Raw genomic sequence first — 26897 nt, 5'->3', positions numbered from 1 at the left:
CGCAGGTCACAGCCGCTCAGTGAAGTGCTCGGCCAACTGCTCGCCAAGATCCCGAGCGCCTCGCGAGCACCACCTTGAGCGGCCCTGACCAGCAGTGGAGCACCCGCGAGCACTTCCCGAGCACCTCGCAAACCCACACAAACCGATCACTCGCCCGAGGAGCGCTGATCATGCCCGCGAAGAGATCCACCGCCCAGAAGCGGGCCGCCGCACGCCGCCGCAAGCCCGCCGCACGCAAGCACCCCGCCAGCCGCGTCAAGATCCCCCGCAGCGGCCCCATACACGCCCGCCTCGGCGCCTGGATGGCCCTCCGCGTCGTCGCCCGCTTCGCCGACCACCAAGACGTCCTCCGCTCCCGCAAGGACGCCGCCATCCTCCGCGCCACCCACCAGGGCTGCCCCAAGTGCGGCGGCAACGGCCAGATCTTCACCAAGGGCAAAGACGGCTCCTTCACCGGCTCCAAGCCCTGCCCCGCCCCGCCCACCAAGACCACCGTCTCCCGCTGGGAGATCAACCGCGCCGCCCGCATGGGCGCCGACAAGAACACCGGCCTCATCGGCTGGTCCTGCCCCTGCGGCAAGAAGGAACGCCCCCGCTACCGCGACGCGAAGGAAGCCACCAAAGCCCTGCGCACCCACGAACGGCAGAAGCACGGCGGCAAGACCGTCGGCGGCACCTGGTACGCCCAGACCGCGCAGGCGGCCGTGCCCGCGCAGAAGAAGACACAGCCGGCCGTGTCCAAGGTCGTCACCAACTCCGGCAAGACCGACGACGCCTGGATCAAGCAGAACAGCCCGATGAGCCCCAACAAGGCCACCGCCAAAGGCCTGTGCTGGCAGTGCGCAGGCCACGGCAAGCTCTACAGCGCCTTCGGCGGCCAGCAGCTCATCGTCGTCTGCGGCGAATGCCAGGGCAGCGGCAAGGACAAGGCGGCGGCATGACCACGGCGCCCACCACCACGACCGCCACCGCCGCCCCGGTCGAACTCGGCCTCGACGCGCGGCTCGCGCTGGTGGGAGCCCTCATGGACGAACGCCTCGCCCTCGCCAACATCGCGTTCGAGGTCGACACCGCACACCTGCCCGCCGCCGACCCCATCCCCAACGTCACCGCCCCGCCCCCGATCGAGCCGGCCGCCGAACCCTGCCCGTACAGCACGCCAGCCGCCGCCACCCTCCACCGGGCCCGTATCCGGCTGGAGACCGCCGGCTGGTGCACCGGGCAGCTGCGCGACGAGCAAGGTGCCGCCTGCGCCATCGGAGCCATCCGGGCCGCCGCCGACAGCCGTAGCGCGGCCGACGACGCTTGCGCCGTCCTGCTGGAAGCCGTACAGCGGGACTTCGCCCACGTACAGACCATCCCGTCCTGGAACGACGGCCAGACCCAGCCGCGGCTCATACTGCTCTACCTCGACCGGGCCGCGGCATTGGCAGACGCGCGAGGACAGTGACGCGCCTGGGACAGGGGTGACTTGACATTCCGACCTGCACCGAAGCAAACTCGGATCAACCTAATACACGTGTCTGAAGGGTCATCGCGCGCGCGGTGGCCCTTTCGCCGTTCCCGGGGGAGGTCAGCATGCCCCCAGTCCTGGTGACCGCGGCCGACGCCGCGTACTACACCGGCCGCAGCATCGGCACGATCTGGCGGTGGGCGTCCGAAGGGCGCATCACCCGCTACGGCAGCGGCAAGAACGTTCGCTACGACGTGCACGAGCTGCCCGCCCGAACCGTCGACGAATGGTCCGGCGAGGAGCACCTCGGCGACCCGCCGCCCCTGCCTGCCGGCGCCCGCGCCGCCTGATCGTCCCGCCGCCTGCGCTCGCTCCGGTCCGGGCGGCGGGGCTTCAACCACGCGCCACGCGGCGCTCACCACTGTTCGCTCTGTAGGAGACCGTCATGCCTCGCACGAACATCAACGCCGTTCAGGCGTCCCGGTCCGGCACGGTTCTTCCGGCCGCGACCGCGGGTGACGCCGTGAACGGGAACTCGATCGCCAACGACGGGCGCACTGTGCTGATCGTCAGCAACACGAACGGCGCGTCGACGGCCCGCACGATCACCTTCACGACCACCGTGTCCGTCGACGGCCTCACCGCGCCCGTGCGGTCCGAGTCGATTCCGGCGGGGGAGACGCAGGTCTTCGGGCCGTTCCCGCCCAACGACTACGGGACGCCGCTCGCCTTCAACGTCGACAACGCCGAGCTGACGGTTCAGGCTGTCCGCGTCTGACCTCCTCAACCCGCTGCGAGGAACCCGCTATGGCCCGCATCCAGATCCTTGAACTGCCCACCGTCTACCGCGAGAAGGGGGACGACGAGACCCCCTTCGTCATCGTCATCGACCAGGCAGACGACGCCTTCCGCCACGCCCTCGCACCGACGAATGAGGCGATGTACGAGGCCCAGGCCGCCTTGGCCGAAGCCATCGGCGCCCGAAGCATCCTGATCTTCCCCGGCACCGTCGAGATCCCCGCCAATGAGGTCCCGGTCGATCCGAATGGCTACCCGCTGAAGATCCGCGTTGAAGGAGACTTCGAGGACTTCCGCGCGCAGGTGCAGGACGAGATCCGCAAGGCGCAGGCGCAGATGGGGAGTGCTGGGCTGAGGCGGTCCGTCTAGTCCTGGAACGAGCCGTCCCGACGGCGCTGGTGGCGGCCCATCATGTGCTTGCACTGAGGGCAGCACTTCAGGAACACCGGCTTAACCAGCCAGGAAAGCGTGAACAAGTACAGCGTGTGACGCCCCATCCGAGCGACCCACGACATCGTGCACGTCTGGCAGTCGCGGCAACCACTGGCCATTCGAAAGCACCCCTCTATTCCTGGAACCCCCCTGGTTCCGGGAGGGGCACGCTAGCGCAGTAGGGGAGGCCAGCGTGCCGTCACGGCTCAAGCCTCCCTGCTCACGGCCAGGTTGTGACCAGACCAAGCCCTGTCCGATACACGGCAGGGACACAAGGGTCCGAGGCGGGGCACGGAGACGGGGCTACACGGCACGGCACGAGGACCGCTTCCGCCGTGGCGTACTCGACGCCCAGCCCGTGTGCGTCCTCTGCCGTAGGGCGCCAGCCACAGAGGCCGACCACTGGCCAAGGTCGAGGCAGCAGCTGGAGCGTGAAGGCATGGACGCCGACGATCCGCAGTACGGACGTGGGCTGTGCAAGCCTTGCCACAGCAGAGAGACCGCGCGGCATCAGCCCGGAGGATGGAACGCCGAGCAGCGCAGGTGAAGCCATCCTGAAGGGCAAGGGCTACCGCATTCGGGGCATCGTGGTCGGCTGAGGGAAGGTCTACGACGCCCTGAAGGGCCGACTGGGCAACGCTCGGGCTGCCAGGATCGCCAACGCCGGCCCGAGGATGACCGATCAGTCGCGGGTGGCGAAGTGGGCTGCTCGGACCGGATACGCCGCGGCGGCTGATCGTCGCATCATCGCCGGGATCATTTCGGATTGATCAAGTTCAAGATCCTCGCGCGCACGCGCACGCACCCGGGTGGGGGCGCACCCGCCCGCGCGCGCCTGCGGGACCGCGGGGGAGGGAAATCCGTGGCGCCGCGGATCCGAGCCTTTTGATCTTGGGGGTGATCTTGCATGGCCGTGCCTGGTCGCAAGCCGAAGCCCCCGCTGCAGGTCGTCCGTGAGGGCAACCCGGGCAAGCGCCCGGTCCGCGAGGGTGTCAAGCTCCCGCCGGCCGAGCTGGTCGAGCCTGACTGGGCGGTGTTCTTCCCGGCGTCGCGGGTACCGCCCAAGCCGCGGGCGCCGCGCGGTGCGGACGACGAGCAGCTGAAGGTGTACCGGCATGAGGTGCAGGTCTGGCAGCGGTTGAAGGTTGCGGCGGAGGCCGCAGACTTCGGCCGCGGCGTTGCATCGCGTGAGTGGTCGAGCGTTGTGCCGGTGCTTCAGCGCATGTCGGGGCTGACGTCGGTGGACCGGTCGACGGCTGTGGACTACTGCGTGTGCGTGGCCCGGCTGGAGTGGTGCGAGCGGCAGCTCAGCATCGAGGGCTTGGTGACGATGGGGCAGCGCGGTCCGTGCCGGAATCCGCTGACGACGATTGCGTCGCAGTACCGGACGCAGTTGAAGACGTATATAGGGGAGTTGGGGCTGAGCCCGTCGGCGCGGGGCCGGCTGACGCCGCCGGAGGGGAACGATGACGACGAGGACAGCGTCTTCGATTAGAGGACCCCGGCGGGTGCGCTAACACCCCCGGGCGTGGCCGACTTACCAGGAGTCGACGTGGCTAACGCTACATGCAGCATCGAAGGATGCGACGACAGGCTGATCGCGCGAGGGTGGTGCTCAAAGCACTATCAGCGCTGGAAGACGCATGGCACTCCGAACGCGCCGGGCAAGACCCGGCGTGGGTGCACCGTCGATGGATGCGATAGACCTCGCTTCGGGCAGGGATACTGTCGGCTTCATTACGACCGGTGGCGAGCCCACGGCGACCCTGCTGTATCCAAGCTGAACCGTCAGCACGACGGCCGCTGCGAGGTTGAAGGGTGCGACCGGCCCTACAAGGGGCGTGGCCTGTGTCATCTGCACCTTCGCCGATTGAATGAGACCGGCACAACGAATGCTCGCGTCGTCGACGAGCCCGCCAAGTGCAAGGCGGGCGGCTGCAGTCGACGTGCTCACGGACAAGGCCTTTGCAGCACGCACTACTCACGGCTGCGCAAGTCGGGGACGACCGATGATCCCGTGGCGGAGCCACGCCCTTCGTGCTCGATTGAAGGCTGCACCGGTGAGGCGCTGGCCCGAGGCCTGTGCAGTCGGCACTACCAGAAGCTCAAGGCCCACGGTGATCCGAACAAGGGTGGCAATCGGCGGTCGGGGCGCGGCCTCATCTGTGAGGCCGAGGGCTGCGGAGCGCCGTACTCCAGCAATGGCTTCTGTGTCCGGCATGCCCTTCGTGACTATCAGCGCCGCAACCCGGAGAAGCTTCGAGCGTGGCGACAACGGCGCGGCAAGCGGCTCAAGGCCGGCGCGACATCGGAGCGGAGCGCGACCATCGAGTACCGGGCCATCATCATTCGGGACCCTTGTGTCTACTGCGGCGCTCCAGCAGAGGCCATAGACCACATTGAGTCGATCGCGAACGGCGGGCTCGACAGCTGGGAGAACCTGGCTCCAGTCTGCACCTCCTGCAATTGCTCGAAGCAAGCCAAAGATCTTCTGGACTTCTTGATGTACAGGTCGGGGGGTGGCTCGGGTGGCGGAAGAGTTCGACCCTGCGCTGCTTCCCGTTCCGTATGACGCCCTTGTAGAACTCGGGATGGACGACGCAGAGATCCGGCAGGCGTGGGAATCGCGCCCCCTGATCTCCGCCAACCAGCTTGCAGACCACCCGGGCGCCTACTTCGATGTAGAGGCTGCTCGCCGGGCGCTCAGGGCGATCGAGTCGTTCAAGCACACTAAGGGGCGCTGGGGTGGGAGCCCGCTCATCCTGGCGCCTTGGCAGCGAGTCTGGATCGTGGCGCCTGTCTTCGGTTGGCGTTATCACGACGAGGAACTGGGCTGTCCCGTGCGCGTGGCGCGGAACGTCTGGGTGGAGGTGCCACGCAAGGCGGGAAAAGCACGCTGTCGTCGGGCGTCGCGCTCACGCTCCTGCTGGCCGACGGCGAAATCGGGGCCGAGGTCTACACGGCGGCGGGAAGTCTCGACCAGGCGAAGCGCGTGTTCGACGACGCCAAACGGATGGCCGCCACGTCCAAGGCAGTCAAGGGGCGCGCTGAGGTTCTGACCTCAGTGATTCGGGTGCCGCGCACGGGCGGCGTGTTCCGAGCTCTATCGCGGATCGCAGAGACCGCGCATGGATTGAACGTCTCCGGGGCTGTGGTCGACGAGGTCCACGTCCATAAGTCGCGCGATCTAATCGATGCGATCATGACTGGTGTCGGCGCGAGGGACCAACCGCTGGTCGTCTTCTTGACCACGGCGGATGACGCGCAAGAGGGTTCCATCTACGACGAGTTGCACGGGCTGACCGAGAAGGTCGCCAGCCGGGTCGTGAACGACCCCGGCCACTACGGGGTGATCTGGGCGGCTCCTGAGGATGCGGACCCGTTTGACCCAGCGACCTGGGCGCGTGCGAACCCAGGGCTCGGAGTGAGCCCAACACTCGCGTACATGCGACGGGAAGCCGAGCGCGCCAAGGCGACGCCCAGCTACTACCCGACGTTCCTCCGCCTGAGTCTCAACATCAGGTCGAAGGCGTCCACCCGGTGGATCGATGTCCGCTCCTGGGACCGGGTGGCGGGCATGGTCGACGAGACTGCGCTGAAGGGGCGTCGGGCCTGGGGCGGCCTGGACCTGTCGGCGGTCTCCGACCTCAGCGCCTGGGTGCTGGCCGTGGATTCGAAGCAGCCGGGCGTCGAGGTTGAGCTGGTGTCCCGGTTCTGGCTGCCGTCCGAGCGGCTTGAGGAACTGCAGCGGCAGTTGCAGGTGCCGCTCGCACAGTGGGCCCGCGAGGGCTTCCTGAGGCTGACCGAGGGCGACGCGATCGACTACGACACGATCGAGAAGCAGGTGCTGGCGGACTGCCAGCACTTCGACGTGCAGTGGATCGGCTACGACCGCATGTTCGCCGGTCAGCTGGTGCAGAACGTGGACCGGGACACGAAGCGCGGTGTGAAGGTGACGCCGATCAGCCAGACGTTCCTGGGCCTGTCGCCAGCCTGTAAGGAGCTGGACCGGCTGCTGCTGGAGCAGCGGTTCCGGCACGGTGGGCATCCGATCCTTAGGTGGATGGCCGGGTGTGTGGAGACGATCGCGGACGGCAACGACAACTACCGGCCGATGAAGCCGGATCGGAAGAAGTCGCAGGCTCGGATTGACGGGGTCGCGGCGACGGTGATGGGCCTGGACGGCTACTTGCGCAGGCCGAAGGCGAAGTCTCGGGTGGCGGTCGGATTCTGACGCGAGGGGGTGCTCGTGGCCCCCTCGCAGAAGCCGAAGCCGGGTGAGCCGCTGTGGTGGGTGGACCAGCTATGGAAGGAGCTGGCCGAGCGCCGCAAGTACGCGGACACGATGCGGCAGTACTACTCGGGCGACCATCCGCTGCCGATGATCCCGGATAAGGCGCGGCCCGGGTTCCAGCGGCTGCTGAAGCAGTCCAGGTCGAACTATGTGGGCCTGGTCGTGGACGCGACGGCGGAGCGGCTGCAAATCGACGGGTTCCGGCTCGGTAGGAAGCAGAGGGTCGGCGACGCAGAGTTGTGGCGGATCTGGCAGGCGAACAGCATGGACGCCGACTCGGATCTGCAGCTGACGGAAGCGGTGAAGGTGGGCCGCTCGTTCGCGCTGGTGGCCCCGAATCCGGACGACGCGTCGACGCCGCTGATCACGGCGGAGGATGCGACGCAGGCGATCGTCGCCTACGAGTCGGGCAGCCGCCGCAAGCGGCGTGCGGGGTTGAAGACGTTCTTCGACGACTGGACTGGGGACGTCTGGACGACGCTGTTCGTCGACGGCCTGATCTTCAAATACCGGGCGCCGGAGCAGCAGAAGGGCGCGATGGGGCCGCCCAAGTGGGAACCCCGCGAGGTCGCCGGTGAGGACTGGCCGGCCCGCAACCCGCTCGACGTGGTGCCGCTCGTAGAGATTCCGAACCGTCCCGACCTGCTGGGTGAGGCGCACTCGGAGATCGAGGATGTTCTCGACGACCAGGACCGGATCAACAAGACGCTGATCGACCGGATGATGGCGCAGGAGTTCTCCGCGTTCCGGCAGCGGTGGATGACCGGCTACGAGGTGCCGATCGATGACAACGGGCAGCCGATTGAGCCGTTCAAGGCGGCCGTGGACCGACTGTGGGTGATCGAGGACGAAAACGTTACGGTCGGCGAGTTCCAGGCCACCGACCTGCGACCGTACCTGGACTCAGTGGAGTCCGACGTGCAGCACATGGCCGCGCGCACGCGCACGCCAGCCCAGTACCTGCTCGGCAAGCTGTCGAACGTCAACGGTGAGACGCTGAAGGCCACCGAGTCCGGGCTCGTCGCGAAGGTGCGTCAGCGTCAGCGCCCCCTTGGCGAGGGCATGGAGGAGGTTGCGCGGCTGGCGTTGCAGGCTGCTGGAGACTCCCGGGACCTGGCATCGCTTGAGGTGATCTGGCACAACCCGGAGTTTCGTACCGAGGGTGAGCTCGTCGACGCGTTGGTGAAGATGTCCACGCTCGGCGTACCGAGGGAGGCGCTGTGGGAGCGCTGGGGCGCGTCGCAGACGGAGATCGCGCAGTGGCGTGAGCAGGCCGACCAGCAGGCGGCGCGGATCCTCGGCGGTGACCTGGCGAGCCTGTACGGGCCGAAGCCGGACGTGACTGCGGCGGGCGGCGATGGCGACGCCGGTTGAGCTCGGGCGTAGCCGTTACGGACAGGTGACGTCGGTGATCCGCGCGGTGGTCGAACAGGTGCAGGCCCTGTGGAAGGGCATGTCACCGGCGACCGTCGAGGATGACTTGGGGGGCGCTGCCGGGGCGGCGATCGTGGCTGCGGTCGCTGAGGGGCAACTGTCGGTGGCGGACGCAGCGCAGGCGTACATCGCGGCGCAGATGGCCGCCCAGGGCGGGGCGGCGCTCGCGGAGGCAACGCTGGTGGCGGCGGCGTTCGCCGGGATCGCTCCCGATGGTGGTCCGCTGGAGACGCTGCTGTTCCTGCCCGCGATCGGCGTGCGGCGCCGACTGGCAGCCGGGATGACGCCGGATGAGGCGATGCTCGGCGGCCTCGCCGACATGGCCCGCTACGCGTCCACGGCGATTGCGGACACGGCCCGGTCCGCGGACCAGGTGGGCATGGCGGCGAACCGCAACTGCGTCGCCTACGTGCGCGTAGTGCAGCTGCCCGCGTGTGCGCGCTGCATCATCCTGTCCGGCCAGATGTACCGGTACAGCGAGGGATTCGACCGGCATCCGAACTGTGACTGCCAGACCCTGCCGCTGCGCGAGGAGGAATGGCCAAACGTGCCGACGCCGCGGCAACTGTTCGCTGGAATGTCGGAGAGGGAGCAGCGCCGGGTGTTCACAGTGGATGGCGCGAAGGCGATCCGTTCAGGTGCCGATCTCGGGCAGGTCGTCAACGCTCGCCGCGGTATGGATTTGGCGGGAGTGCGCGGGCGCAGCTACCGGCCAACTACAACTGAGGGCATCACGCGCCGCGGCCTGTACGGGCGGCAGATGCGCCGGGCGGGCGGAGACTTTGCCCGCTACCAGGGACAGCGATACAGCCAGTCCACGACGCCGCGTCTGACCCCGCAGGAGATTTTCCGGCAGGCGTCCGGCCGCGATGAGCAGGTCGAGTTGCTGCGCCGCTACGGCTACATCGTCTAGCCGATCTTGAGTGTCCCTGCCGCGAGGGCGGGGTGAACGGAAGGACAGCCGCGATGGCTGACGAGAACACCAACGACGTCACCGAGCCGGAGCCCGCGACGGAGCCCGAGCACACCGACGACGTCCCCGCCGGTCTCGGCGAAGCCGGACAGAAGGCCCTGGCCGCCGAACGCAAGCGGGCAGCCGCTGCCGAGAAGCAGGCCAAGGCCTCACAGAAACAGCTCGACGAGCTGAGCAAGCGTCTGCAGGAGTTCGAGGACCGCGACAAGACCGAGGCGCAGAAGCTCGCCGAGCGCGCACAGGCCGCTGAGACCGAGGCGGCGAGCGCCCGCGAGGAGCTGCTCCGCTACCGGGTCGCGGCGACCAAGAAGCTCCCCGCTGAGCTGGCCGCGCGCCTGCGCGGGTCCACCGAGGAGGAGATGGCCGCCGACGCGGACAGCCTGCTCGAAGTTCTCGGGCAGCGGCAGACTCCCAGCTACGACGGCGGCGTGCGGAAGCCCGCGCCCGCCCCGACCGACATGAACGCCCTGATCCGCCAGAAGGCGGGCCTGGGCTGACCAGCCACCGGCGCGGCTCGACCGGCCGGATCTCATCTGGACAGAGGAGGCACTGAGCCGTGCCGTACAACAACATCGTTTCGCGCACCGACGCGTCCGCCCTGATTCCCGAGGAAGTCTCGAACGAGATGCTCGGTAAGGCGACGGAGCAGTCGGCGACGCTGTCGCTGTTCCGCCGGGTGCCGGTCGGCCGGGCGCAGGTCCGGTTCCCGGTCCTGTCGGCCCTGCCCACGGCGTACTTCGTGACCGGTGACACCGGTCTGAAGCAGACCACCGAGGTCAACTGGACGAACAAGTTCCTTAACATCGAGGAGATCGCGGCGATCATGCCGGTCCCGGACAACGTCCTCGCGGACGTGGACGCCAACGTGTGGGACGAGGCAATGCCCCTGATCACCGAGGCGTTCGGGCGGGCACTCGACGCCGCGGTGTTCTTCGGCACCAACGCACCGGCCTCGTGGCCGACGAACGTCGGCGCCGCTGCGACCGCGGCCGGCAATGCTGTGACTGCGAACTCGGCGGCGACGGCGGGTGGGTTCTTCGGTGACATCGACAACGGCTACGAGAAGGTCGAGGCCGACGGGTTCGAGGTTGACGGGTTCGTCGGCGCCACGTCGGTGAAGAGCAAGCTGCGCAAGTCGCGTGACTCGCAGGGCAAAAAGCTCGACGAGACGCGCGTGAACGGCGCCCTCACGATGATCGACGGCATGCCGGTCGTGTACCCGATGCGGGGGCTCTTCCCGACCTCGGCCGGATCCCCGCAGCTCTTCATGGGCGACTGGTCGCAGTTCGTCGTCGGCGTCCGGTCGGACATCTCGATGAAGATCCTCGACCAGGCCGTCATCCAGGACAACACCGGCGCCATCATCTACAACCTGGCGCAGCAGGACATGACCGCCATCCGTCTGACGTTCCGCGTGGGCTGGCAGGTCGCGAACACCATCAACAACGACCAGCCGACCGAGGCCAGCCGCTACCCGGTGGCCCGCCTCGACCTGCCGTAAGGAGGCTGAGTCATGGCAGTGGGACGCACGAACGAAGGGCGCACGGTCACGGTCACCACGACCAACGCCAGCGCCAATATCACCGCGGCGGCCGGCACCTTCCACGAGGAGGACGCCGGCCGCACCATCACCGGGACCGGCATCCCCGCGGCGGCGACGATCGCTACGGTCACCTCTGACACGGCAGCGACTCTGTCGGCGAACGCGTCCGCTTCGGGCTCGCCGTCGGTGACGCTGGGCCGCGCCCTGCCGACGGCCTACGGGTTCACGGGCTGGTCGCCGGAGACGGACGCCGAGTCCGAGACGTACACCGTGGCGGCCGTGAATGCGGGCACCGCGACCCCGGACAAGCTGACGAACAACGTCACCCCGGTGACGCAGAGGGCGAGGGGCTGACATGGCGGCAGCACGGAAGCCTGCAGCGAAGGCCGAGGAAAAGCCCGGCGGCGCCGAGAAGACCGTGGCTCCAGAGGCGGTCGACGAGGTGCACACCCGAGGCGGCTGGGACGTCGGCTACCGCGGCGACCGGGTCGACGACGCGGACGACGACTCCTACACCGTCGCTGGTGTCCTCAAGGCCGCGAAGAGCGGCGACGAGTAGACGGGGAGGCCACCATGCCACTGCCTTCGCTGGCGACGGTGGCCGACCTCGCCACCCTGCTGGGCCGGACTTTCACGCCGGACCAGGAGCAGCAGGCGCAGGCCCTGCTGGACCAGGCGTCGAGCGTGGTCCGGGCCTATGTCCGTCAGGACATCACGCGCGCGACGACGACGGACACGTTCACGATGCGGCGGGCCGATCCGGTGCTGCACCGGTGCGCGGGAGTGGTGACGCTGCCGCAGCGCCCGGTCGTCGAGATCGACGCTGTGCTCGTCAACGATGTGGCCACGCAGGACTGGTGGCAGGACGGCAACGACCTGGTTCTCCGTTCGGCAGCGTGGGACCGGCCTCCGGCGGCCAACCGGCCGCCACAGGTCACGGTCACCTACACGCACGGCTACGATCCCGTGCCAGGCGACATCAAAGCGATCGTGCTGCAGGCCGCGAACCGGGTGATCGTCAACCCGTCCGGGATCCGCTCGGAAACGGTCGGCGGGATCTCCACCACCTACCTGATCCCGGCGGTCGGCGAGTACCTGGGCGTGCTGCTGTCCCGCACCGAGCAGAAGGTGCTGGACCGCTACCGCCGCACGGCCGCGTCGGTGAACCTGCGGAGCCGCTGATGCTGTACCTGCAGGACATCGTCATCGTTCGTGCCGGTGTCGCCGAGGACGAGTACGGCAACGAGCAACCCGACTGGGGCGCCGGCGCCACTCGCATCCCGGTGTCCGGGGTCAACGTGCAGCCGAACGGCGGCTCGACCGAGGACACCGAGGACAAGCAGGTCACGGTCACCGGCTGGCGCCTGTACACGCCCCGCGGCATGGACGTGGACCTGCGCGAGACCGACCGAGTCGAGGCGTGGGATACGACCATGCAGGTCATCGGCAAGGTGGCCCGCTGGCCCGCCCCGGGCGGGGGAGTGCACCACGTCGAGGCCGACCTTCGGGAGGTGGCGTGATGGCCGCAGGCCGTTTCCGGTTTGTGCCCAACCCGGAGCTGTATGACGAGATCGCCCGCCTGCCCGGCATGCGCAACGCCCTGAAGGAGGCTGCGGATCGTGGTGCCGCCGTGGCGCGGGCGACTGCACCGCGGTACTCGGGCCCGACCTACGACCCGGCGGTGCAGCGCCACGGCGAGTACGCGGCGAGCGTGTACTCCGCGGCGACGCTACGGCCGAACGGCTGGCGCGCCGAGTTCGGCGCAACCGCCCCGTGGGCGCTGCAGGTCGAGTTCGGGTCGGGCCGCCCCGCCACCTCCCGTGACCGGCCGCAGGCTGGCTGGTCCCCGAAGACGCGCACGCTCGGTCGTGCCCTGGACTCGCTGAGGAGCACCTGATGCCCCGGATCAAGCTCGCAACCTGGTACGGGGACAAGGCCCCGGGCGAGGAACTCGACGTCGACGACGTCACCTTGAAGGCGCTGCGCCGCGACGGACTCGTCGCCGAGGTGACCGGCTACGAAGACGGTGGCCGGCTGGAGCCGGGCACCTCCGAGGTCACCAACACGACGGACCAGCCCGAGCAGGTGGTCCCGGCTTCGCCGCCCGAGACGGGCGGGAAGCGGCGGTGAGCGGCGGCCTGCAGGCGGCGCCCATGCCGGACGCCGAGCAGGTCACCGTCAGGATCCTCAAGAGCGTCCTGCCGACGGGCACGATCGTCGGCACCGAGTGGCCCGACGGCTGGGAAGCCAAGCTGCCCCCTGGCATCGTCTCGGTCACGCTGGGGGGAGGCGGGTCCCGGCAGAAGCCGGTGACCGCTGACCGCACCCTCGACATCGACATCCTGGGTGCGACGAAGAAGCAGGCCCGCGACCTCGCGGCCGCTATCTCTGCCCACCTGATTGCCGCGCAGGGAACGACGCAGCACGGCGCCCGCATCTACGGCGTCGACGAGACGTCGCTGGTCTGGCTGCCCTACCAGCCGTCCGCCGAGACGGACACGATCCCGCGCTACGTGCTCGTAATGAGCATGGTGATCCGCCCCGCGTAGCAGCACCCAACCCGCACCCATCACCCATTCACCCGTCGGCGTCTGGCCGTGCGGGTCCTCGCTATGCCTGGAGGCATCCCGTGGCGAACGACGCCGACAACGTGAGGGTCGGTCTCAACGGATCGATCTACATCGCCCCGAAGGGCACCACCGCACCCGCCGACCTCGACAGCGCATGGGCGGCCGGCTGGGTCGACCTCGGCTACCTGTCCGACGACGGCGTGGAGATGTCGTACTCGACGGAGACCGAGGACATCAACGCCTGGCAGTCCCTGTCCCCGGTGCGGAAGGTGCTGACCGGCGTCGACATGACGCTCGGCTTCACCGCGATCGAGCTGAAGACGGCCACGATGACGCTGTACTTCCCCAGCGCCACCATGAGCGACGTCTCCGGCACCGTGCACAAGCTCAGCATCCCGGCGGCCCCGGCCCCCGACGAGCGGGCGATCGGCCTGGAGTGGCTCGACGGCACCATCAAGAACCGGCTGATCATCGCCCGCGGTGAGGTCACCGACCGGGAGTCCATCACCCTCGCCCGCTCCGGCGCGGTCGGCCTCGGCATGACCGTCTCCGCCTACGCCGACACCGCGCCCGAGATCGCGGTGTGGCTGTCCAACGACCCGGCCTGGTCCGCGGCCTGACGAACTCCCGGCAGACGTGCCTAGCGGGTCGCGTCTGCCGGGCCCCAACCCGCTACACCCGCAAGGAGAGATCAGCATGACCACCAGCAAGAAGCCCGCCGGGCGCGAAGTCGTTTCCCTCGACACGCTCGCCAAGCAGAAGCGCGACGCGCTCCCGGAGCCGGTTACGTTCGAGCTGCGAGGCGTGGAGTTCACCCTGGAGCCCTTCCACTCGCTGCCGATGGATCTGCAGGAGCGGATGCGCGGGCCTGAGGACTACCTCGGCATCCTGCGCGTCGCGCTCGGCCCGGAGAAGGTCAAGGAGATGGTGGACGCCGGCTACACCATCACCGACCTGAACCTGGTCGCCGAGGAGTGGATGCGGCGGTCCGGGATCGAGCCGGGGGAATTGCAGGCCTCCTCCGCTTCCTGACGGAGTACGGGGAGGCCGTCGAGTGGGACATGGCCCGGTACTGGCCGGGCCGGTCCCTGCTGGACCTGTGGCGTGGGACGCTCAGTTGGCGTGAGCTGCGGGTGTTCCTCAGCCATCTGCCGCACGACTCGGCCACGGCACGCGCGGTGCGCGGGTCCACGCCGGAAGAGGAAGCGTGGACGCTGGACCGGCAGCTGCTGGCGACGATCGCTGACGCGGTGCGAGAGAACACCTTCGCCACGATCAAGTTGGGCGGAGATCCGAAGAAGACGGGCCGCCTGAAGCCGCCCCGCCCGATTCCCCGCCCGGGTGTCGAGCAGCCCAAGTCGAACGTCATCCGCTTCGGTGGCCGTCACGGCTCCGGAGCCAAGCAACTGGCGCAGGTCTTCGGGAGGCCCGCCGCGAACCAGTAACGGGGGTGCGCGGTGGCCGGTGCTGGTGGCGTCCTCGTGGGACGCGGATACGTCTCGATCCGCCCCGAGTTCGAGGGGGACTGGTCCCGCTCCGTCAACGCCCGCGCCAGCCAGGCCGGGCGGTCCGGGGCGGGAGCCTTCAGCAAGGCGTTCGGCGCCGGGCTGAAGGGCCTGGGTGCGCTCGCCGGTATCGCGATCGGTGCGAACCTCTCGTCGGCCGCCGCCGGCGCCGCTGCACTGGCTCCCGCTCTGACGACTGCCGGCGTGGCTGCTGGTGCACTCAAGCTGGGACTGACCGGCGTCGGGGCTGCCTTCAAGGCGGCATTCGCCGACTCGACCGCGCAGGCGTCGTCGGCTGCTTCGGCGACGCGGGCCGTGGAGTCCGCGCAGCGCGGGCTGGCGAACGCGCAGCGTGCGCTCGCGCAGGCGCGTGAGGACGCGGCCCGCCGTGTCGCGGACGCGCAGCGGCAGGTCGCGGACGCCGAGCGGGACCTGGCCGAGGCTCAGCGCGACGCACGTGAGGTGCAGGCCGAGCTGAACGACGCTCGCCGTGAAGCCGCCCGCGCGCTGCAGGACATGAATCAGCGGCTCGCCGAGTCCCACCTCGACGAGCGCGAGGCCGTCCTCCGCCTGAAGGAGGCCGAGGACGAGCTGAGGGCAGCCCAGCGGAAGCCGGGCACGGATCCGGAGGAGCTGGAGCGGCTCCGCATCGCCTACGAGCGGGCCAAGCTCAACCTGACCGAGCAGCGCACCGAGACCAAAAGGCTTGCCGAGGACACGAAGGCTGCGAACAAGGCGGGCATCGAGGGCAGCGAGCAGGTTCTCGCCGTCCGCGAGCGGATCTCGGAGGCGAACGAGAACGTCGCCGACAAGGAGCGAGCTCTCGCCGACGCGCAGCGCGGCGTGGACGAGGCGCGCGCCGAGGGCGCCCGGCAGATCGAGGACGCCCAGCGCGCGGTAGCCGACGCTGCCGCTGCGGTGGCGGACGCACAGGCCGCGGCTGCAGCGCAGACGTCGGCGCTGGACCAGGCCATGGCCAAGCTCGCCCCCAATGCGCAGAGCTTCGTGCGGGCCGTGCAGGGGCTGGCGCCCGCCTGGGATGCGATGCGCCTGTCCGTGCAGAACGAGCTGTTCCGAGGCCTCGACGACACGGTCACCACCCTCGGACGCACCACCATCCCGATCCTGCAGCGGCAGCTCACCGCAACGGCCGGCGTGTGGAACGCCATCGCCAAGTCGGCTGCCGGCGCGGTCACGGAGATGGCCCGGTCGGGGATGCTCGACCAGATCCTGAAGGACGCCACCGCCAACCTGAGGGTCTTCCAGGACACGCCCGGCCAGCTCATCACAGCGTGGGGGCAGCTCGCTGTCGCCGCGCAGCCCGCGTTCAATGCGCTGCTCACCCAGTTCGCGGGGGCCATCAAGAGCTTCACCGACGGCATTGCCGCATCGTTCGAGTCGGGCGGTCTTGAGCAGGCCATCACGACCGCGTTCGGGATTCTGTCGCAGTTCGGGACGCTGCTCGGAAACGTCTTCGGCGTCGTCAGCCAGATCTTCAAGGCCGCGTCGGACGCGGGCGGGCAGATCGTCGGCGCGTTGGGTGCCGTGTTCGGCGAGCTGGAACGCATCCTGGCCGCGCCACAGATGCAGGCGCAGCTGCGCAGCCTGTTCGCGTCGGTGGCCCAAATCGTTGGCGCGCTCGTCCCCGTCATCGGGGCGATCGTGCAGGCTGCCGTGCCGCTGATGGCGGCGATCGCCCAGCCGATCGCGATCCTGGCGACCGCGCTCGGACCGCTCCTGCAGCAGCTCGCCACCACCTTGGGCGCTGCGCTGCTGCCGATCGTCGATGCGCTCGCGCCCGCGCTGGTCCTCGTCGGTACGACGATCCTGCAAATCGTCACCGCGGTGATGCCGCTGCTGCAGCCGATCGCCACCCTGATCAGCCAGGTAATCACCGGACTGGCGCCCGCGCTGCAGCCGGTCGTGGCGGTCACCATGCAGCTGGCCAATCTCCTCGTCGGGCCACTGATGCAGGTGGTCCAGGCGCTGACCCCTGCCCTGGTGCAGGTCGCGGGGCTGGTGGCTGGCGTGTTCCAGGCGCTGCAGCCGATGTTGCAGCCGCTGATCGGACTGCTGGCGCAGGTCGCGCAGTTGGTCGCCGACGTATTCGCTGCGGCCCTCGCTCAGATCGTGCCGGCGCTCACCCCGCTGGTCGACGTCGGCGTGCAGCTGGTCGACAACGTGTTCGCCGCGCTGGAGCCACTCCTGCCTGTCATCGGGCAGGCCTTCGAGGCGATCGGGGCCGCCCTGCTGACCATGCTGCCCAGTCTGCTGGGATTCGCCGACGCGGCCGTTCTCCTCGTCGAGGGCCTGTCGCCGCTGATCCCGATCGGTGTGCAGCTCGTGCAGAGCGTCCTGGAGGCGCTGCTGCCGGTACTGCCCACGGTCGCGGACGCGTTCGTCGGGATCGCCGAAGCGCTCTTGCAGATCGTCGGCCCGCTCGCCGAGATGGCCGGGCAGATCGCGCAGCAGCTCGCGCCGATCCTCGCCGACATCGCCCCCATCTTGGGGGAGTTCGTCGGCCTGCTCGCGAACACTCTCGCCCGCGTGCTGCCGCCCCTGACGGACGCGCTCATTATCCTGGTGGGTGCGTTCACGCCCCTGTTCCCGGTGCTGACCGAGCTGGTCGGGATGGTGCTGGAGATGGCGGCCGGAGTGCTGATGCAGCTCCTGCCGTCGATCCTGCAGCTGGTACAGGCCGGAGTGGACCTGGCCGTCGCACTGCTGCCCCTCGTGCCGCCGCTCGCGCAACTGATCGGGCTGGTGCTGGAACTGGCGGTCAACGTTTTGGACTGGCTGCTGCCCCCGCTGATCGACCTTGCCACCTTCCTCGTAGGCGGCCTGGCGGGTGCACTGTCGACGGCGATCGGATGGGTATCCGGCATCATCACCGTGATCGCAGACCTGATCAGCTGGGTGACGAAACGGCTGATCCCAGCGTTCCGCCTGCTCCGCGACCGAACGATCAGCATCTGGAACGGCATCAAGAAGGCCATCTCCGACGCGTGGACTCTGATCAAGGTTCTGGTGCTGTACCCGATCCGGGACTTCTTCACGAAGACGATCCCCGGCTGGGGATCCACCCTGCGTCGCAAGGTCGCCGAGTCGTGGATCGGTCTGCGTACCGGCGTCAACGACTCGTGGGTCTGGCTCAAGACCTGGGTGATCTACCCGATCCGCGACTTCTTCACCAAGACCATTCCGGGCTGGGGTACAACTCTGAAGAACCGGCTGGTCGGCGCGTTCACCGAGGCGGTCAAGAGCATCAAGACGGCCTGGGACCGCATCAAGAAGATCGCCCGCGACCCCGTCAAGTTCATCGTCGACACCGTCTACAACAACGGCATCCGCAAGGTGTGGAACCTCGTCACCGACGCGTTCGGCGGCAAGCACCTCAAGCCCATGGAGTTCGCCACCGGCGGCATCCTGCCCGGCTACACCCCTGGCCGCGACGTGCACCTCATGCCGTCCGTCGCCGGACCTGTCGCTCTCAGCGGCGGCGAGGCCGTCATGCGCCCGGAGTGGACGCGCGCGGTCGGACCCGGCTACGTCCACGCCATGAACGCCGCCGCCCGCCGCGGCGGAGTCGGGGCAGTGCGCGGCATGCTGGGCTTCGCCGACGGCGGCATCTTCTCCGGCATCGGCGACATCCTCGGCGGCGCCTGGGACAAGGTGAAGAAGAGCGCCTCCTGGCTGAAGGACACCTTCGGCGGCGCCATCACCTCCGGCGTGAAGTCCGTCATCAACCCCCTCATCAAGGCAATCCCGGGCGGCAACATCGGCTGGGTGGGGCTCCTCAAGAGCCTGATGAAGGGCGCCGTGTCGCGCCTGGTCAGCGCGGGCAAGGAAGGCGACAAGCGGTCCGTCCCGAACATCGACTACAAGGCCGGTGCGGGCGTCGAGCAGTGGCGGGGCGTCGTCCGTAAGGCGCTCGGCGAGGTCGGTCAGCCGCTCGCCTACGACGGCATCACCCTCCGCCGGATGAACCAGGAGTCCGGCGGCAACCCGACCATCGTCAACAAGTGGGACTCCAACTGGCAGGCGGGACACCCGTCGGTGGGCCTCATGCAGGTCATCGGCCCCACCTTCCGGTCCTACGCCGGGAAGTACCGGAACACCGGCCCGTTCCTGTACGGGGTGTCGACGAACCCGCTGGCCAACATCTACTCCAGCATGAAGTACGCGCTCGCCGCCTACGGCAGCCTGCCGCGGGCGTACAACCGGGCCGGCGGCTACGACTCCGGCGGCTGGCTCCAGCCCGGCGTGACCACCGCGGTCAACCTCACCGGCAAGCCGGAGGCCGTCCTCACCGACAGCCAGTGGCGAACCATGGTGGGCGCCGCGGCAGCGGGCACTGCTGCCGGGCCGGCCACGCAGTACGTCATCAACGCACGCACCGCCGATTTCACCGTCGCCGACCTGGAGCGCGTCCAGCGCGTCCAAGAGGCCCGGGCCAGGGTGGGGAGGCCGCGGTAAATGCCCATCATCGCAGCACCTGTCGTCATCCCGCCGGATACGGGAGAGCCGCCCGGCGGGACACCCGTACCGCTGCCGGAGATCGGGTACGCCACCGCGACGTACATCGATCCGTCCGGCACGGTGTGGCCGCTCACCGACGAGGCGGCAGGCTGGTTCACGCTGGCCGACGGCGTATCCGGGCTGGGGGCGACGCCATATGAGCTGACCAGCGACCCTCACCCGCGCGGAGGTGCGCGTCTGCGGCATGTCCAGCCGCAGCCGCGGACCATCGTGTGGCCGCTGTTCGTGCAGGGCAAGGACCACACCGAGTTCCTGCAGCGGTGGCGGGCGCTGGCTACCGCGTTCACCCGCACCCTTCGCAGGCAGGAGGGGCCGGGCCTGCTGGAGATTGCCCGGCCGGACGGTACGCGTCGGCAGATCCGGGTCTACTACCAGGACGGATTCGAGGGGCAGGCCAAGCGGGGGTACTACCGCGACGCCGACAGTGCCGTGATCTCGCTGTGGTGCGAGGACCCGTACTGGTTCGATCCCGCCCCGTGGACAGTAACCCGGGAGACGGGCACTCTCAGTAGCTTCTTCACGCCCTATCCGACGGTGTCGTCGTCGCAGGTGCTGGGCGCGACGACCGTGCACAATCCGGGCGACGTCGACGTCTGGCCGACGTGGGTGGTGACCGGCCCGGCCAGCTCGATCACGTTCACGCATGCCGGGACGGGCGAGGCCTTCACACTCGACCCGGATGCTCCCGCGATCGGGCACGGCAGCCTGCTCGCTGGCGAGAAGGTCACGATCTCCACCGACCCGCCGCGTGTGCGCTTCGAGAACGGCGACAACTGGATCGGCGGCCTGGACTGGCCCGCAGCCACGCTGTGGGGGCTGGAGCCCGGCGACAACGAGGTGACGTTCGCGCTGTCCGGGTCCGGGCCCGAATCGTCGGTGAACCTGACCTTCAACGCCCGATACGAGACAGCCTGATGACCATCCAACTCCTCGTCACCGACAACACGCTGACCGTGCAGGGCGACCCGCTCACCGGCTGGACCAGCCTCGACGCCGCGAAGAAGTTCAACGAGCCGGGGGCGGGCTCGGTCACCTTGCCCGCCTACCCGGAGGTGATGGAGCAGCTACAGCCCGGCAACCGCCTCGTCGTGATCCGCGACGGCGGGATCTGGATGGGGGGCCCGATGGAGGTTCCCGCCGACTTCTCCTGGTCCATCGACGGCGAGCAGGACCCGGGGCAGGTCACGGTGAGCTTCAGTGACGACTTGGCGCTGGTCGCGGGCTACATCACCTGGCCTGAGCCCGCGAACGCGTGGGCGACGCAGCACGGCATCACCTACCGGCAGATCAACGCCACCAACGCCGAGACGATCATCCGCACGCTCGTCAACGAGAACTGTGGGCCCGCCGCAGTCACAGCGCGCCGCATCCCCAGCTTCGCCCTCGACAGCGTCGCAGGAGTCGGCACGGCCACCACCATGAAGACCAGGTTCGAGCCGCTGCTCGACGCTGCCCGGCGGGCGGCAGCCGACGGCGGCGGCATCGGCTTCCGTACCCGGCAGGTCGGCACTCAGATCCTGTTCGGCTGCTACGAACCCCAGGACCTCACGGCCACGGCCCGCTTCTCCGTCGGCCTCGGCAACCTGCGCGGCGTCACCTACAAGCGGGGCGCGCCGACCGTCACCCACGCGCTTGTCGCCGGCACCGAAACCGAGGGCAGCACCACCCGCACCTTCGTCGAAGTCGCCGACTCGGCGGCAGCCACCGAGTGGTGGCGGGTCGAGCGCTTCATCGACGGCGGCGCCGACAACAACGCCAACCTCGAACTGACGGTCGCCGGCCGCAGCGACCTCGCCGACGGGTCCGGGCCGGTCGAGCTGTCCACTGTCACCATCGACACTCCGGACCTGCAGGCCGGCCGCGACTTCGACCTCGGCGACCTGGTCACCGTGGCGCTGCCGCACGGCCTGGAGGTCACCAACATCGTCCGCTCCATCCACCTGCACGCCGAGCCCGGCACCGGCGAGAGCGTGACCTCTGTCGTCGGATCTTTGGATGCCACCACTGACCCTCAGACGGTGAGGCTGCTCGGCAGGGTGACCCGTCGGCTCAACCGACTGGAAGCGAGGTAGCCACATGGCTCAGGATTCGTGGCCGTCCCCATCTCACGCCAGCCGGGCCGTCACCGACACCGAGTACGAGAAGATGGCCGCGCGCTTCTCCGACGACGGCGTCTACGGTGACCCGACGGATGCGGCCGTCGCCTCTGCGGGTGTCGGCCTCAACGTGACCGTGCGGGCCGAGGCGCGCGCTTCAGTGCGCGGGCACGCCTGGTACTCCGGAACGACGCCCGTCAACCTGCCCGTCTCGGCGAACGCCACAGGATCGACGCGTACCGACTGGGTGGTGCTGCGCCTTGACCGTTCGACCTGGCAGGTGCGGGCCGTGATCCGTGAGGGAACCGCGGGCGCGGGTGCTCCGGCCTTGGTGCAGGACACGGGGGACATCGGCGTGTTCGAGGTGCCGCTCGCTCTGGTGACGGTGCCTGCTGGTGCGAGTGCGGTGTCGGTGACGCGCGCCGAGCAGTATGTGGGGACTCGGCTGCGGCCGTGCACTTCGACGAGCCGCCCGGCGATGCCGCGCCGCGGTGATGTCTGCTACGAGATCGACACCGGCCGCCTGGTCCTCTTCAACGGTTCCGCCTGGATCACGGTCTATTCGGATTCCGGGGTCATCAACGTGTCGTCGGCGCTGTCGTCGTGGACGGTGGGGATCACCCCGGTGATCTGGGAGCGTAACGGGAACGTGCATTTCCGGCTGGGTGAGTTCGACCGGGTGGGCTCCAGTTTCACGGGTGCTTCGGACAGCCGCCTGCCGGTGCTGATCCCTGCCGGGTACCGGCCCACGCATCACATTTACGCCGTCGCGTATCTGACCGGGTCGCGTATCGGGCGGGTCACGGTCTACGCGGCGGGTAACGAGCGGGCCGGGCAGGTGTGGCTGACGCAGCATCCCGGGATTTCGACCGGTGATGTCGTCATGCCGAACAGCGTCTCGTGGGTGGTGTGACATGGCTCGTGCAACATTCGGTGCCGGCGTGGCGGACTTCGTGGTGCAGCCGTCCGACGGGCTGTGGGGTGTCGCCGCCAACGTGGTGGTGACGTTCTGGGATGAGGCCGAGGGCGGCCTGCAGTACACCGACCTGCTCGACGCCACGGGCACGCCGGTCACGCAGGTCGTCACCGACGAGTTCGGCGCGCTGCCCGAGTTCTCCGGGCCGGACGGCGTGCTGGGTATGTGGGCGCAGGCGGGCGGCGGCACGCGGGCGTGGCTGGCGACCCGCGATCTGACGAGCAGCGCGTCGACGAAGCTGGACTGGATCGTCGTCACCGACCCCTTGTACGGGGCGGCTGGCGACGGCGTCCGCGACGACACGGCGAGCATTCAGGCGGCGATCGACGCGGCCACCGCCATTGAGGGCGGCACGATCTACATCCCGCGCGGAACCTACATGCTGTCCGCGCCGCTGCTGCTGCCCGCAGGCGAGGGCCCCACGATCATCGGCTCGGGCTGGACCTCAAGCCTGAAGCTGGCTGTGGGCGCCAACTGTTACGTCATCGAGATGGGCGGTGGTGACACCCGGGTCACGATCCGCGACCTGAAGATCGACGGCAACGAGTCCGGCCAGACCGACGAGTCTGGGGGCATCTACGCTGCGGGCGCGGTCGCCTGTAGGTTCGACAACATCCACTTCGTTGCTTGCCGTGACGACGCCCTCTATCTGGGGCCGCAGACCGGTGGTGCCTTCGGCCACAACAACAGGATCATCGGCTGCCTGTTCGACGGGGCGATGGGGTCGGACGGCCCCGGCCGTGGCATCCACATGGACGCCAACGACGAGAACCAGATCATCGGCTGTGACTTCGAATTCCTCGGCGGATCGGGCGGCACGACGTGGGGGACCGCGGTCTGCATCCTCGACCGGGCGGGCACGCAGACGATCGAGTCCTGCAACTTCGTCGGCGGCGCGACCAACAACACCAAGGGCATCCGAATCCAGGACGCGAGCGCCACGAAGATCAACGGCTGCAACTTCGACGGGACCGGCGGTGACAGCGTCTTCATTGCGGGCACCGGCAACGTCGTCACCGGCAGCACCATCTTCAGCCCCGGCGAGGTCGGCTCACTCACCGGCCAGGTCGCGGGCGTGCACCTGGAGTTCGGAACTCGCAACAACCTGATCGTCGGCAACTCGATCGCCTCGTCGACGACCGACGACAAGACCGGCTGGCTGATCCGTGAGGAGGGCTCGGGCGACGCTGGTCCGAACCTCATCTCGAACAACGTGCTGATCGTCAAGGGTGACTGCGCGGTCGCCACCGCCGAGATCAACGGCATCGGCACCCTCTACACCAACAACCTCGGCGACGGGCCGATGACTGTAACGACCGCCGTCGTCAAGGAGGACGACACCCCGCGCGCGTCCACGGTCACCACCACAGCCGACCCCGAGCTGACGCTGGAGGTCGAACCCAACGCCGTGTACGACGTCGAGTGCGTGGCCGTCTGGTCCACCGGCGGCGGCGGCTTCCGCGCCACATGGCTCGTGCCGTCCGGGGCGGCCATGGTGTGGACCGACAACGACAGCGTCGGCGCGTCGAGCGCGGCCACCGCGGTCACGTTCGCGTCCGGCACCGGCACCACCCTCAAGGGCACCCTCGTCGTCGGCGCGACCGCCGGACCGATCACCCTGTCGTGGGCACAGAACGCGTCGAACGCCGCCAACACCATCCTCCGCGCGGGCTGCTCACTGAAGCTGACCCGCATCCGCTGACCCCCGCCCCGAGCCGCCGGCCCGGGGCTTTCGCATGCCTGGAGAACCGATGGCCCTCAAACTCGTCAGCCGCTCCCAGTGGGGTGCGCGCGCGTATCGCACCCCGAACGGGGCCACCCCGTACAGCCGTGCCCGGCGCGGCGTGAAACTCCACTACCTCGGCACCACCTACTACGACCGGCATCACGCGCAGTGCGCCGCCTACGTGCGGCAGATCCAGGCCCAGCACATGGACGGCAACGGCTGGTCCGACATCGGCTACTCCTTCGTCGTCTGCACACACGGCTACGTGTACGAGGGCCGCGGCCTGAAGCGCCGCAACAGCGCGAACGGCAACACCACGCTGAACGACCAGGACTACGCGGTGCTGCTGATGGTCGGCTCGTCGGGTCTCACCGCGCCGACGGACGCACAACTGCACGGCGCGCGCGACGCCATCGAGTACTGCCGCAGCGAAGGCCCGGCCGGGACGTGGCTGGGCGGGCACCGCGACGGCTACGCCACCGCCTGCCCCGGCGACACCGTCTACGCCTGGGTGCAGACGGGCGCACCCCGACCGAACACCGAACCCGCCCCGCCCACGGAGGACAGCATGCCCCTCACCAAGGCCGACGTCGAAACGATCCTCAAGACCGACGGCATCATCAAGAACAACAACCCGTCGACCCGCGCCAGCAACCCGCACATCGCGATGAAGACGGCGTTCGAGAACGAGGAGATCCTCCTCCGCCGCATCGACCGCAACGTGGCCGCGCTGCAGGCGGCGAACGAGAAGCTTGTCGGCGCCGTCGCCACGCTGACCGCCGGGCTGGGCGACCTCGACCCGGCCGCGATCGTCTCCGAACTCCGGGCCGCACTGGAGTCCATCACCGTCCGCCTCGACGTCCCCGACGAGGCATCGTGACCGCCATCGACTACGACCTGGAGTTCCTGGAGGACGGCCGCCACATCGAGCTGATCTCCATCGGCATGGTGTGCGACGACGGCCGCGAGTACTACGCCGTCAATCGGGACATGCCCGTGCGGAAGATCCGCAAGCACAAGTGGCTGATGGAGAACGTGGTTCCCGGACTTCCGAAGGGGCACGGCGACCAGCGCATTCACATGCCGAAGCGCTGGCTCTTCCACTACGCCGACCACCGGGTGAAGCACCGGTCGACCATCGCCGCCGAGGTTGCCGCGTTCATTCGCGCCGCCGGGCCGGACGTACAGCTGTGGGCGAACTACGGCGCCTACGACCACGTTGCCCTCGCCCAACTGTGGGGGCCGATGATCGCACTCCCCGACGGGGTGCCGATGTTCACGCACGACATCCAGCAGGAGCGCGCCCGGCTCGGGCTGCGCTGGGACGAACTCCCTCAGCAGGAGTCCGGCGAGCACAACGCTCTCGCGGACGCACGCCACAACCAGTTCGTGCGGCGCTGGCTCGCCGAACAGGAAGCGAGAACCTGATGAAGCTCTTCGGCCGCGAGCCCGCGCTCGTCATCGCCACGATCAGCGCCGCCCTGTCGCTGCTGGTCACCTTCAACTTCGGCCTGTCCGCCGAGCAGTCCGGCGCGATCGTCGCCGTCATCTCCGCGGTGTTCGCCGCGGCCACTGCCGCCGTCACCCGGCCCATCGCGCCGTCGGCGTTCACCGGTCTCGTCGCCGCGGTCGCCGCGCTCCTCGCCGCCTACGGCATGCACCTCGCACCCGAGACGATCGGCTCCCTGAACGCGGTCGTGCTCGCCGTGCTCGGCCTGCTCACCCGCGGCCAGGTCTCCCCGACACCCGCCGGCGCGCCCGTCCGGGGCGTCTGAGTGCCGCGCCGTGTCGTCCGGCGGCTGGGCCAGGCCCTCGGCCGCCGCGGCGCGATCCTCCTGTCCTACGGCACCGTGTGGGCGCTGTACGGGTACGCGCAGATCACCACCCCGCAGCCCGACCAGCGCGGACTGCGGCCCGCGCTGGAGTTCATGCCGCTCACGGTGTGGGGCTGGCTGTGGGTGCTGACCGGGCTGGTCGCGGTCGTCTGCGCGTGGATGCCGCAAGGCCTGGACTGGCCCGCTTTCCTGGCCCTGCCGTTCATGGTGCTGCCGTGGATGGGCTCATATCTGATGGCGTGGGCCACCGGCGACTTTCCGAGGGGGTGGGTGGCCGCCATCGTGTGGGCCGCGATCGCTGTTCCCGTGCTGGTTGTGGCGGGATGGCGTGAGCCGCCCCGCGTGAAGAGAGTGCGAGTCGAATAATGGGTGTAGACACCTGGGTTCAGGCAGGTATGGCTGCGGTTGCCGCGGTGGGTGGGGTCGTGTCGGCGCGGTCCGCGCGCCGCACGAAGCGGCAAGAGCGGCGGGACGACTTCCTCGCCATCAGCGAGCAGCAGGGCAAGGCGATCGAGCGCCTGGAATCCCGCGTGCAGCGGCAGGAGACCGAGGCGGAGAAGCAGCGGGAACGCATCTCCGACCAGGATGAGGCGATCGGCTGGCTTCTGCATCGGGTGCGGTCGCTGGTGTCGCACATCAAGCGGGCGGGCATGGAGCCGCCGGCTCCCGAGCCGATGCCGGAGCGTGCCGCACGTTACGTCCGCGGCATCGACGTGTGAGAAC

Annotated in this window: 32 protein-coding genes; all 32 read left to right on the top strand. The window is 69.1% G+C overall.

Annotated elements, in window-relative coordinates:
- Positions 1–170: 170 nt before the first annotated feature.
- The 32 genes from ACGF8A_RS21930 to ACGF8A_RS21775 all read left to right on the top strand — a co-directional run bounded on the left by ACGF8A_RS21930 (position 171) and on the right by ACGF8A_RS21775 (position 26893).
- Entirely contained in the window at positions 171–941 is a 771-nt protein-coding gene (locus tag ACGF8A_RS21930; RefSeq protein ID WP_393110619.1) for a hypothetical protein, read from the top strand.
- Entirely contained in the window at positions 938–1450 is a 513-nt protein-coding gene (locus ACGF8A_RS21925) for a hypothetical protein (protein WP_393110617.1), read from the top strand. The genes ACGF8A_RS21930 and ACGF8A_RS21925 overlap by 4 nt, the downstream gene beginning before the upstream one ends.
- A gap of 128 nt (positions 1451–1578) precedes the next feature.
- Positions 1579–1803, top strand: a complete 225-nt coding sequence (locus ACGF8A_RS21920) for a helix-turn-helix domain-containing protein (RefSeq protein ID WP_393110615.1) — start codon at positions 1579–1581, stop codon at positions 1801–1803.
- 95 nt (positions 1804–1898) lie between these two features.
- Positions 1899–2231 (top strand): hypothetical protein, encoded by a 333-nt coding sequence (locus ACGF8A_RS21915; RefSeq protein WP_393110613.1) that lies wholly within the window; start codon positions 1899–1901, stop codon positions 2229–2231.
- Positions 2232–2260: 29 nt separating this feature from the next.
- Entirely contained in the window at positions 2261–2620 is a 360-nt protein-coding gene (locus ACGF8A_RS21910) for a hypothetical protein (protein ID WP_393110612.1), read from the top strand.
- A 970-nt stretch (positions 2621–3590) separates the two neighbouring features.
- Complete coding sequence (locus ACGF8A_RS21905; RefSeq protein WP_393110610.1) at positions 3591–4178, top strand: phage terminase small subunit P27 family; 588 nt, start codon at positions 3591–3593, stop codon at positions 4176–4178.
- 33 nt (positions 4179–4211) lie between these two features.
- Complete coding sequence (locus tag ACGF8A_RS21900; protein ID WP_393110608.1) at positions 4212–5255, top strand: HNH endonuclease; 1044 nt, start codon at positions 4212–4214, stop codon at positions 5253–5255.
- A gap of 198 nt (positions 5256–5453) precedes the next feature.
- Complete coding sequence (locus tag ACGF8A_RS21895; protein ID WP_393110606.1) at positions 5454–6917, top strand: terminase large subunit; 1464 nt, start codon at positions 5454–5456, stop codon at positions 6915–6917.
- Between the two features lie 15 nt (positions 6918–6932).
- Positions 6933–8351: a phage portal protein gene (locus ACGF8A_RS21890; protein WP_393110604.1), complete on the top strand. Its 1419-nt coding sequence runs from the start codon at positions 6933–6935 to the stop codon at positions 8349–8351.
- A complete protein-coding gene (locus ACGF8A_RS21885; RefSeq protein WP_393110602.1) occupies positions 8335–9324 on the top strand; it encodes a hypothetical protein in 990 nt (329 codons plus the stop codon). Before ACGF8A_RS21890 ends, ACGF8A_RS21885 begins: the two co-directional genes overlap by 17 nt.
- Before the next feature lie 53 nt (positions 9325–9377).
- Positions 9378–9881, top strand: coding sequence for a hypothetical protein (locus ACGF8A_RS21880; protein ID WP_393110600.1), 504 nt, complete (start codon positions 9378–9380; stop codon positions 9879–9881).
- 59 nt (positions 9882–9940) lie between these two features.
- Positions 9941–10885, top strand: a complete 945-nt coding sequence (locus tag ACGF8A_RS21875) for a phage major capsid protein (RefSeq protein WP_393110598.1) — start codon at positions 9941–9943, stop codon at positions 10883–10885.
- Between the two features lie 12 nt (positions 10886–10897).
- Positions 10898–11281: a hypothetical protein gene (locus ACGF8A_RS21870; protein WP_393110595.1), complete on the top strand. Its 384-nt coding sequence runs from the start codon at positions 10898–10900 to the stop codon at positions 11279–11281.
- Between the two features lies 1 nt (position 11282).
- Complete coding sequence (locus ACGF8A_RS21865; RefSeq protein WP_393110593.1) at positions 11283–11486, top strand: hypothetical protein; 204 nt, start codon at positions 11283–11285, stop codon at positions 11484–11486.
- Positions 11487–11524: 38 nt separating this feature from the next.
- Positions 11525–12109, top strand: a complete 585-nt coding sequence (locus tag ACGF8A_RS21860; RefSeq protein ID WP_393110591.1) for a hypothetical protein — start codon at positions 11525–11527, stop codon at positions 12107–12109.
- The gene (locus tag ACGF8A_RS21855; RefSeq protein WP_393110589.1) at positions 12109–12447 is read left to right on the top strand and encodes a hypothetical protein; all 339 of its coding nucleotides are present in this window, start codon (positions 12109–12111) and stop codon (positions 12445–12447) included. The genes ACGF8A_RS21860 and ACGF8A_RS21855 overlap by 1 nt, the downstream gene beginning before the upstream one ends.
- A complete protein-coding gene (locus ACGF8A_RS21850; protein WP_393110586.1) occupies positions 12447–12824 on the top strand; it encodes a hypothetical protein in 378 nt (125 codons plus the stop codon). The genes ACGF8A_RS21855 and ACGF8A_RS21850 overlap by 1 nt, the downstream gene beginning before the upstream one ends.
- Positions 12824–13057: a hypothetical protein gene (locus tag ACGF8A_RS21845; protein ID WP_393110584.1), complete on the top strand. Its 234-nt coding sequence runs from the start codon at positions 12824–12826 to the stop codon at positions 13055–13057. Before ACGF8A_RS21850 ends, ACGF8A_RS21845 begins: the two co-directional genes overlap by 1 nt.
- Positions 13054–13476, top strand: a complete 423-nt coding sequence (locus ACGF8A_RS21840) for a hypothetical protein (RefSeq protein WP_393110582.1) — start codon at positions 13054–13056, stop codon at positions 13474–13476. The genes ACGF8A_RS21845 and ACGF8A_RS21840 overlap by 4 nt, the downstream gene beginning before the upstream one ends.
- Before the next feature lie 80 nt (positions 13477–13556).
- A complete protein-coding gene (locus ACGF8A_RS21835; protein WP_393110580.1) occupies positions 13557–14117 on the top strand; it encodes a phage tail protein in 561 nt (186 codons plus the stop codon).
- 76 nt (positions 14118–14193) lie between these two features.
- The gene (locus ACGF8A_RS21830) at positions 14194–14529 is read left to right on the top strand and encodes a hypothetical protein (RefSeq protein WP_393110578.1); all 336 of its coding nucleotides are present in this window, start codon (positions 14194–14196) and stop codon (positions 14527–14529) included.
- Between the two features lie 29 nt (positions 14530–14558).
- On the top strand, positions 14559–14942 hold the full coding sequence (locus tag ACGF8A_RS21825) for a hypothetical protein (protein WP_393110576.1): 384 nt from the start codon (positions 14559–14561) through the stop codon (positions 14940–14942).
- 36 nt (positions 14943–14978) lie between these two features.
- Entirely contained in the window at positions 14979–19478 is a 4500-nt protein-coding gene (locus ACGF8A_RS21820; protein WP_393110574.1) for a hypothetical protein, read from the top strand.
- Complete coding sequence (locus ACGF8A_RS21815; RefSeq protein WP_393110572.1) at positions 19479–20456, top strand: phage tail protein; 978 nt, start codon at positions 19479–19481, stop codon at positions 20454–20456. It abuts the gene before it with no gap.
- Positions 20456–21613: a siphovirus ReqiPepy6 Gp37-like family protein gene (locus ACGF8A_RS21810; RefSeq protein WP_393110570.1), complete on the top strand. Its 1158-nt coding sequence runs from the start codon at positions 20456–20458 to the stop codon at positions 21611–21613. The genes ACGF8A_RS21815 and ACGF8A_RS21810 overlap by 1 nt, the downstream gene beginning before the upstream one ends.
- Before the next feature lie 4 nt (positions 21614–21617).
- Positions 21618–22550, top strand: coding sequence for a hypothetical protein (locus ACGF8A_RS21805; RefSeq protein WP_393110567.1), 933 nt, complete (start codon positions 21618–21620; stop codon positions 22548–22550).
- Position 22551: 1 nt separating this feature from the next.
- Complete coding sequence (locus ACGF8A_RS21800; RefSeq protein ID WP_393110565.1) at positions 22552–24315, top strand: glycosyl hydrolase family 28-related protein; 1764 nt, start codon at positions 22552–22554, stop codon at positions 24313–24315.
- Between the two features lie 49 nt (positions 24316–24364).
- Complete coding sequence (locus ACGF8A_RS21795; protein WP_393110563.1) at positions 24365–25219, top strand: N-acetylmuramoyl-L-alanine amidase; 855 nt, start codon at positions 24365–24367, stop codon at positions 25217–25219.
- Positions 25216–25767 carry a hypothetical protein gene (locus tag ACGF8A_RS21790; RefSeq protein ID WP_393110561.1) on the top strand — a complete coding sequence of 184 codons (552 nt, stop codon included), beginning with the start codon at positions 25216–25218 and terminating at the stop codon, positions 25765–25767. The genes ACGF8A_RS21795 and ACGF8A_RS21790 overlap by 4 nt, the downstream gene beginning before the upstream one ends.
- Positions 25767–26114 (top strand): hypothetical protein, encoded by a 348-nt coding sequence (locus ACGF8A_RS21785; RefSeq protein ID WP_393110559.1) that lies wholly within the window; start codon positions 25767–25769, stop codon positions 26112–26114. Before ACGF8A_RS21790 ends, ACGF8A_RS21785 begins: the two co-directional genes overlap by 1 nt.
- Positions 26115–26540: a hypothetical protein gene (locus ACGF8A_RS21780; protein WP_393110557.1), complete on the top strand. Its 426-nt coding sequence runs from the start codon at positions 26115–26117 to the stop codon at positions 26538–26540. It abuts the gene before it with no gap.
- Positions 26540–26893 (top strand): hypothetical protein, encoded by a 354-nt coding sequence (locus ACGF8A_RS21775; protein WP_393110555.1) that lies wholly within the window; start codon positions 26540–26542, stop codon positions 26891–26893. Before ACGF8A_RS21780 ends, ACGF8A_RS21775 begins: the two co-directional genes overlap by 1 nt.
- The last annotated feature ends 4 nt before the right edge of the window (positions 26894–26897 follow it).

The sequence above is a fragment of the Streptomyces sp. NPDC047706 genome, assembly GCF_043204795.1.
Taxonomy (GTDB): Bacteria; Actinomycetota; Actinomycetes; order Streptomycetales; family Streptomycetaceae; genus Streptomyces.
This window is presented reverse-complemented; position numbering and strand designations above follow the sequence as displayed.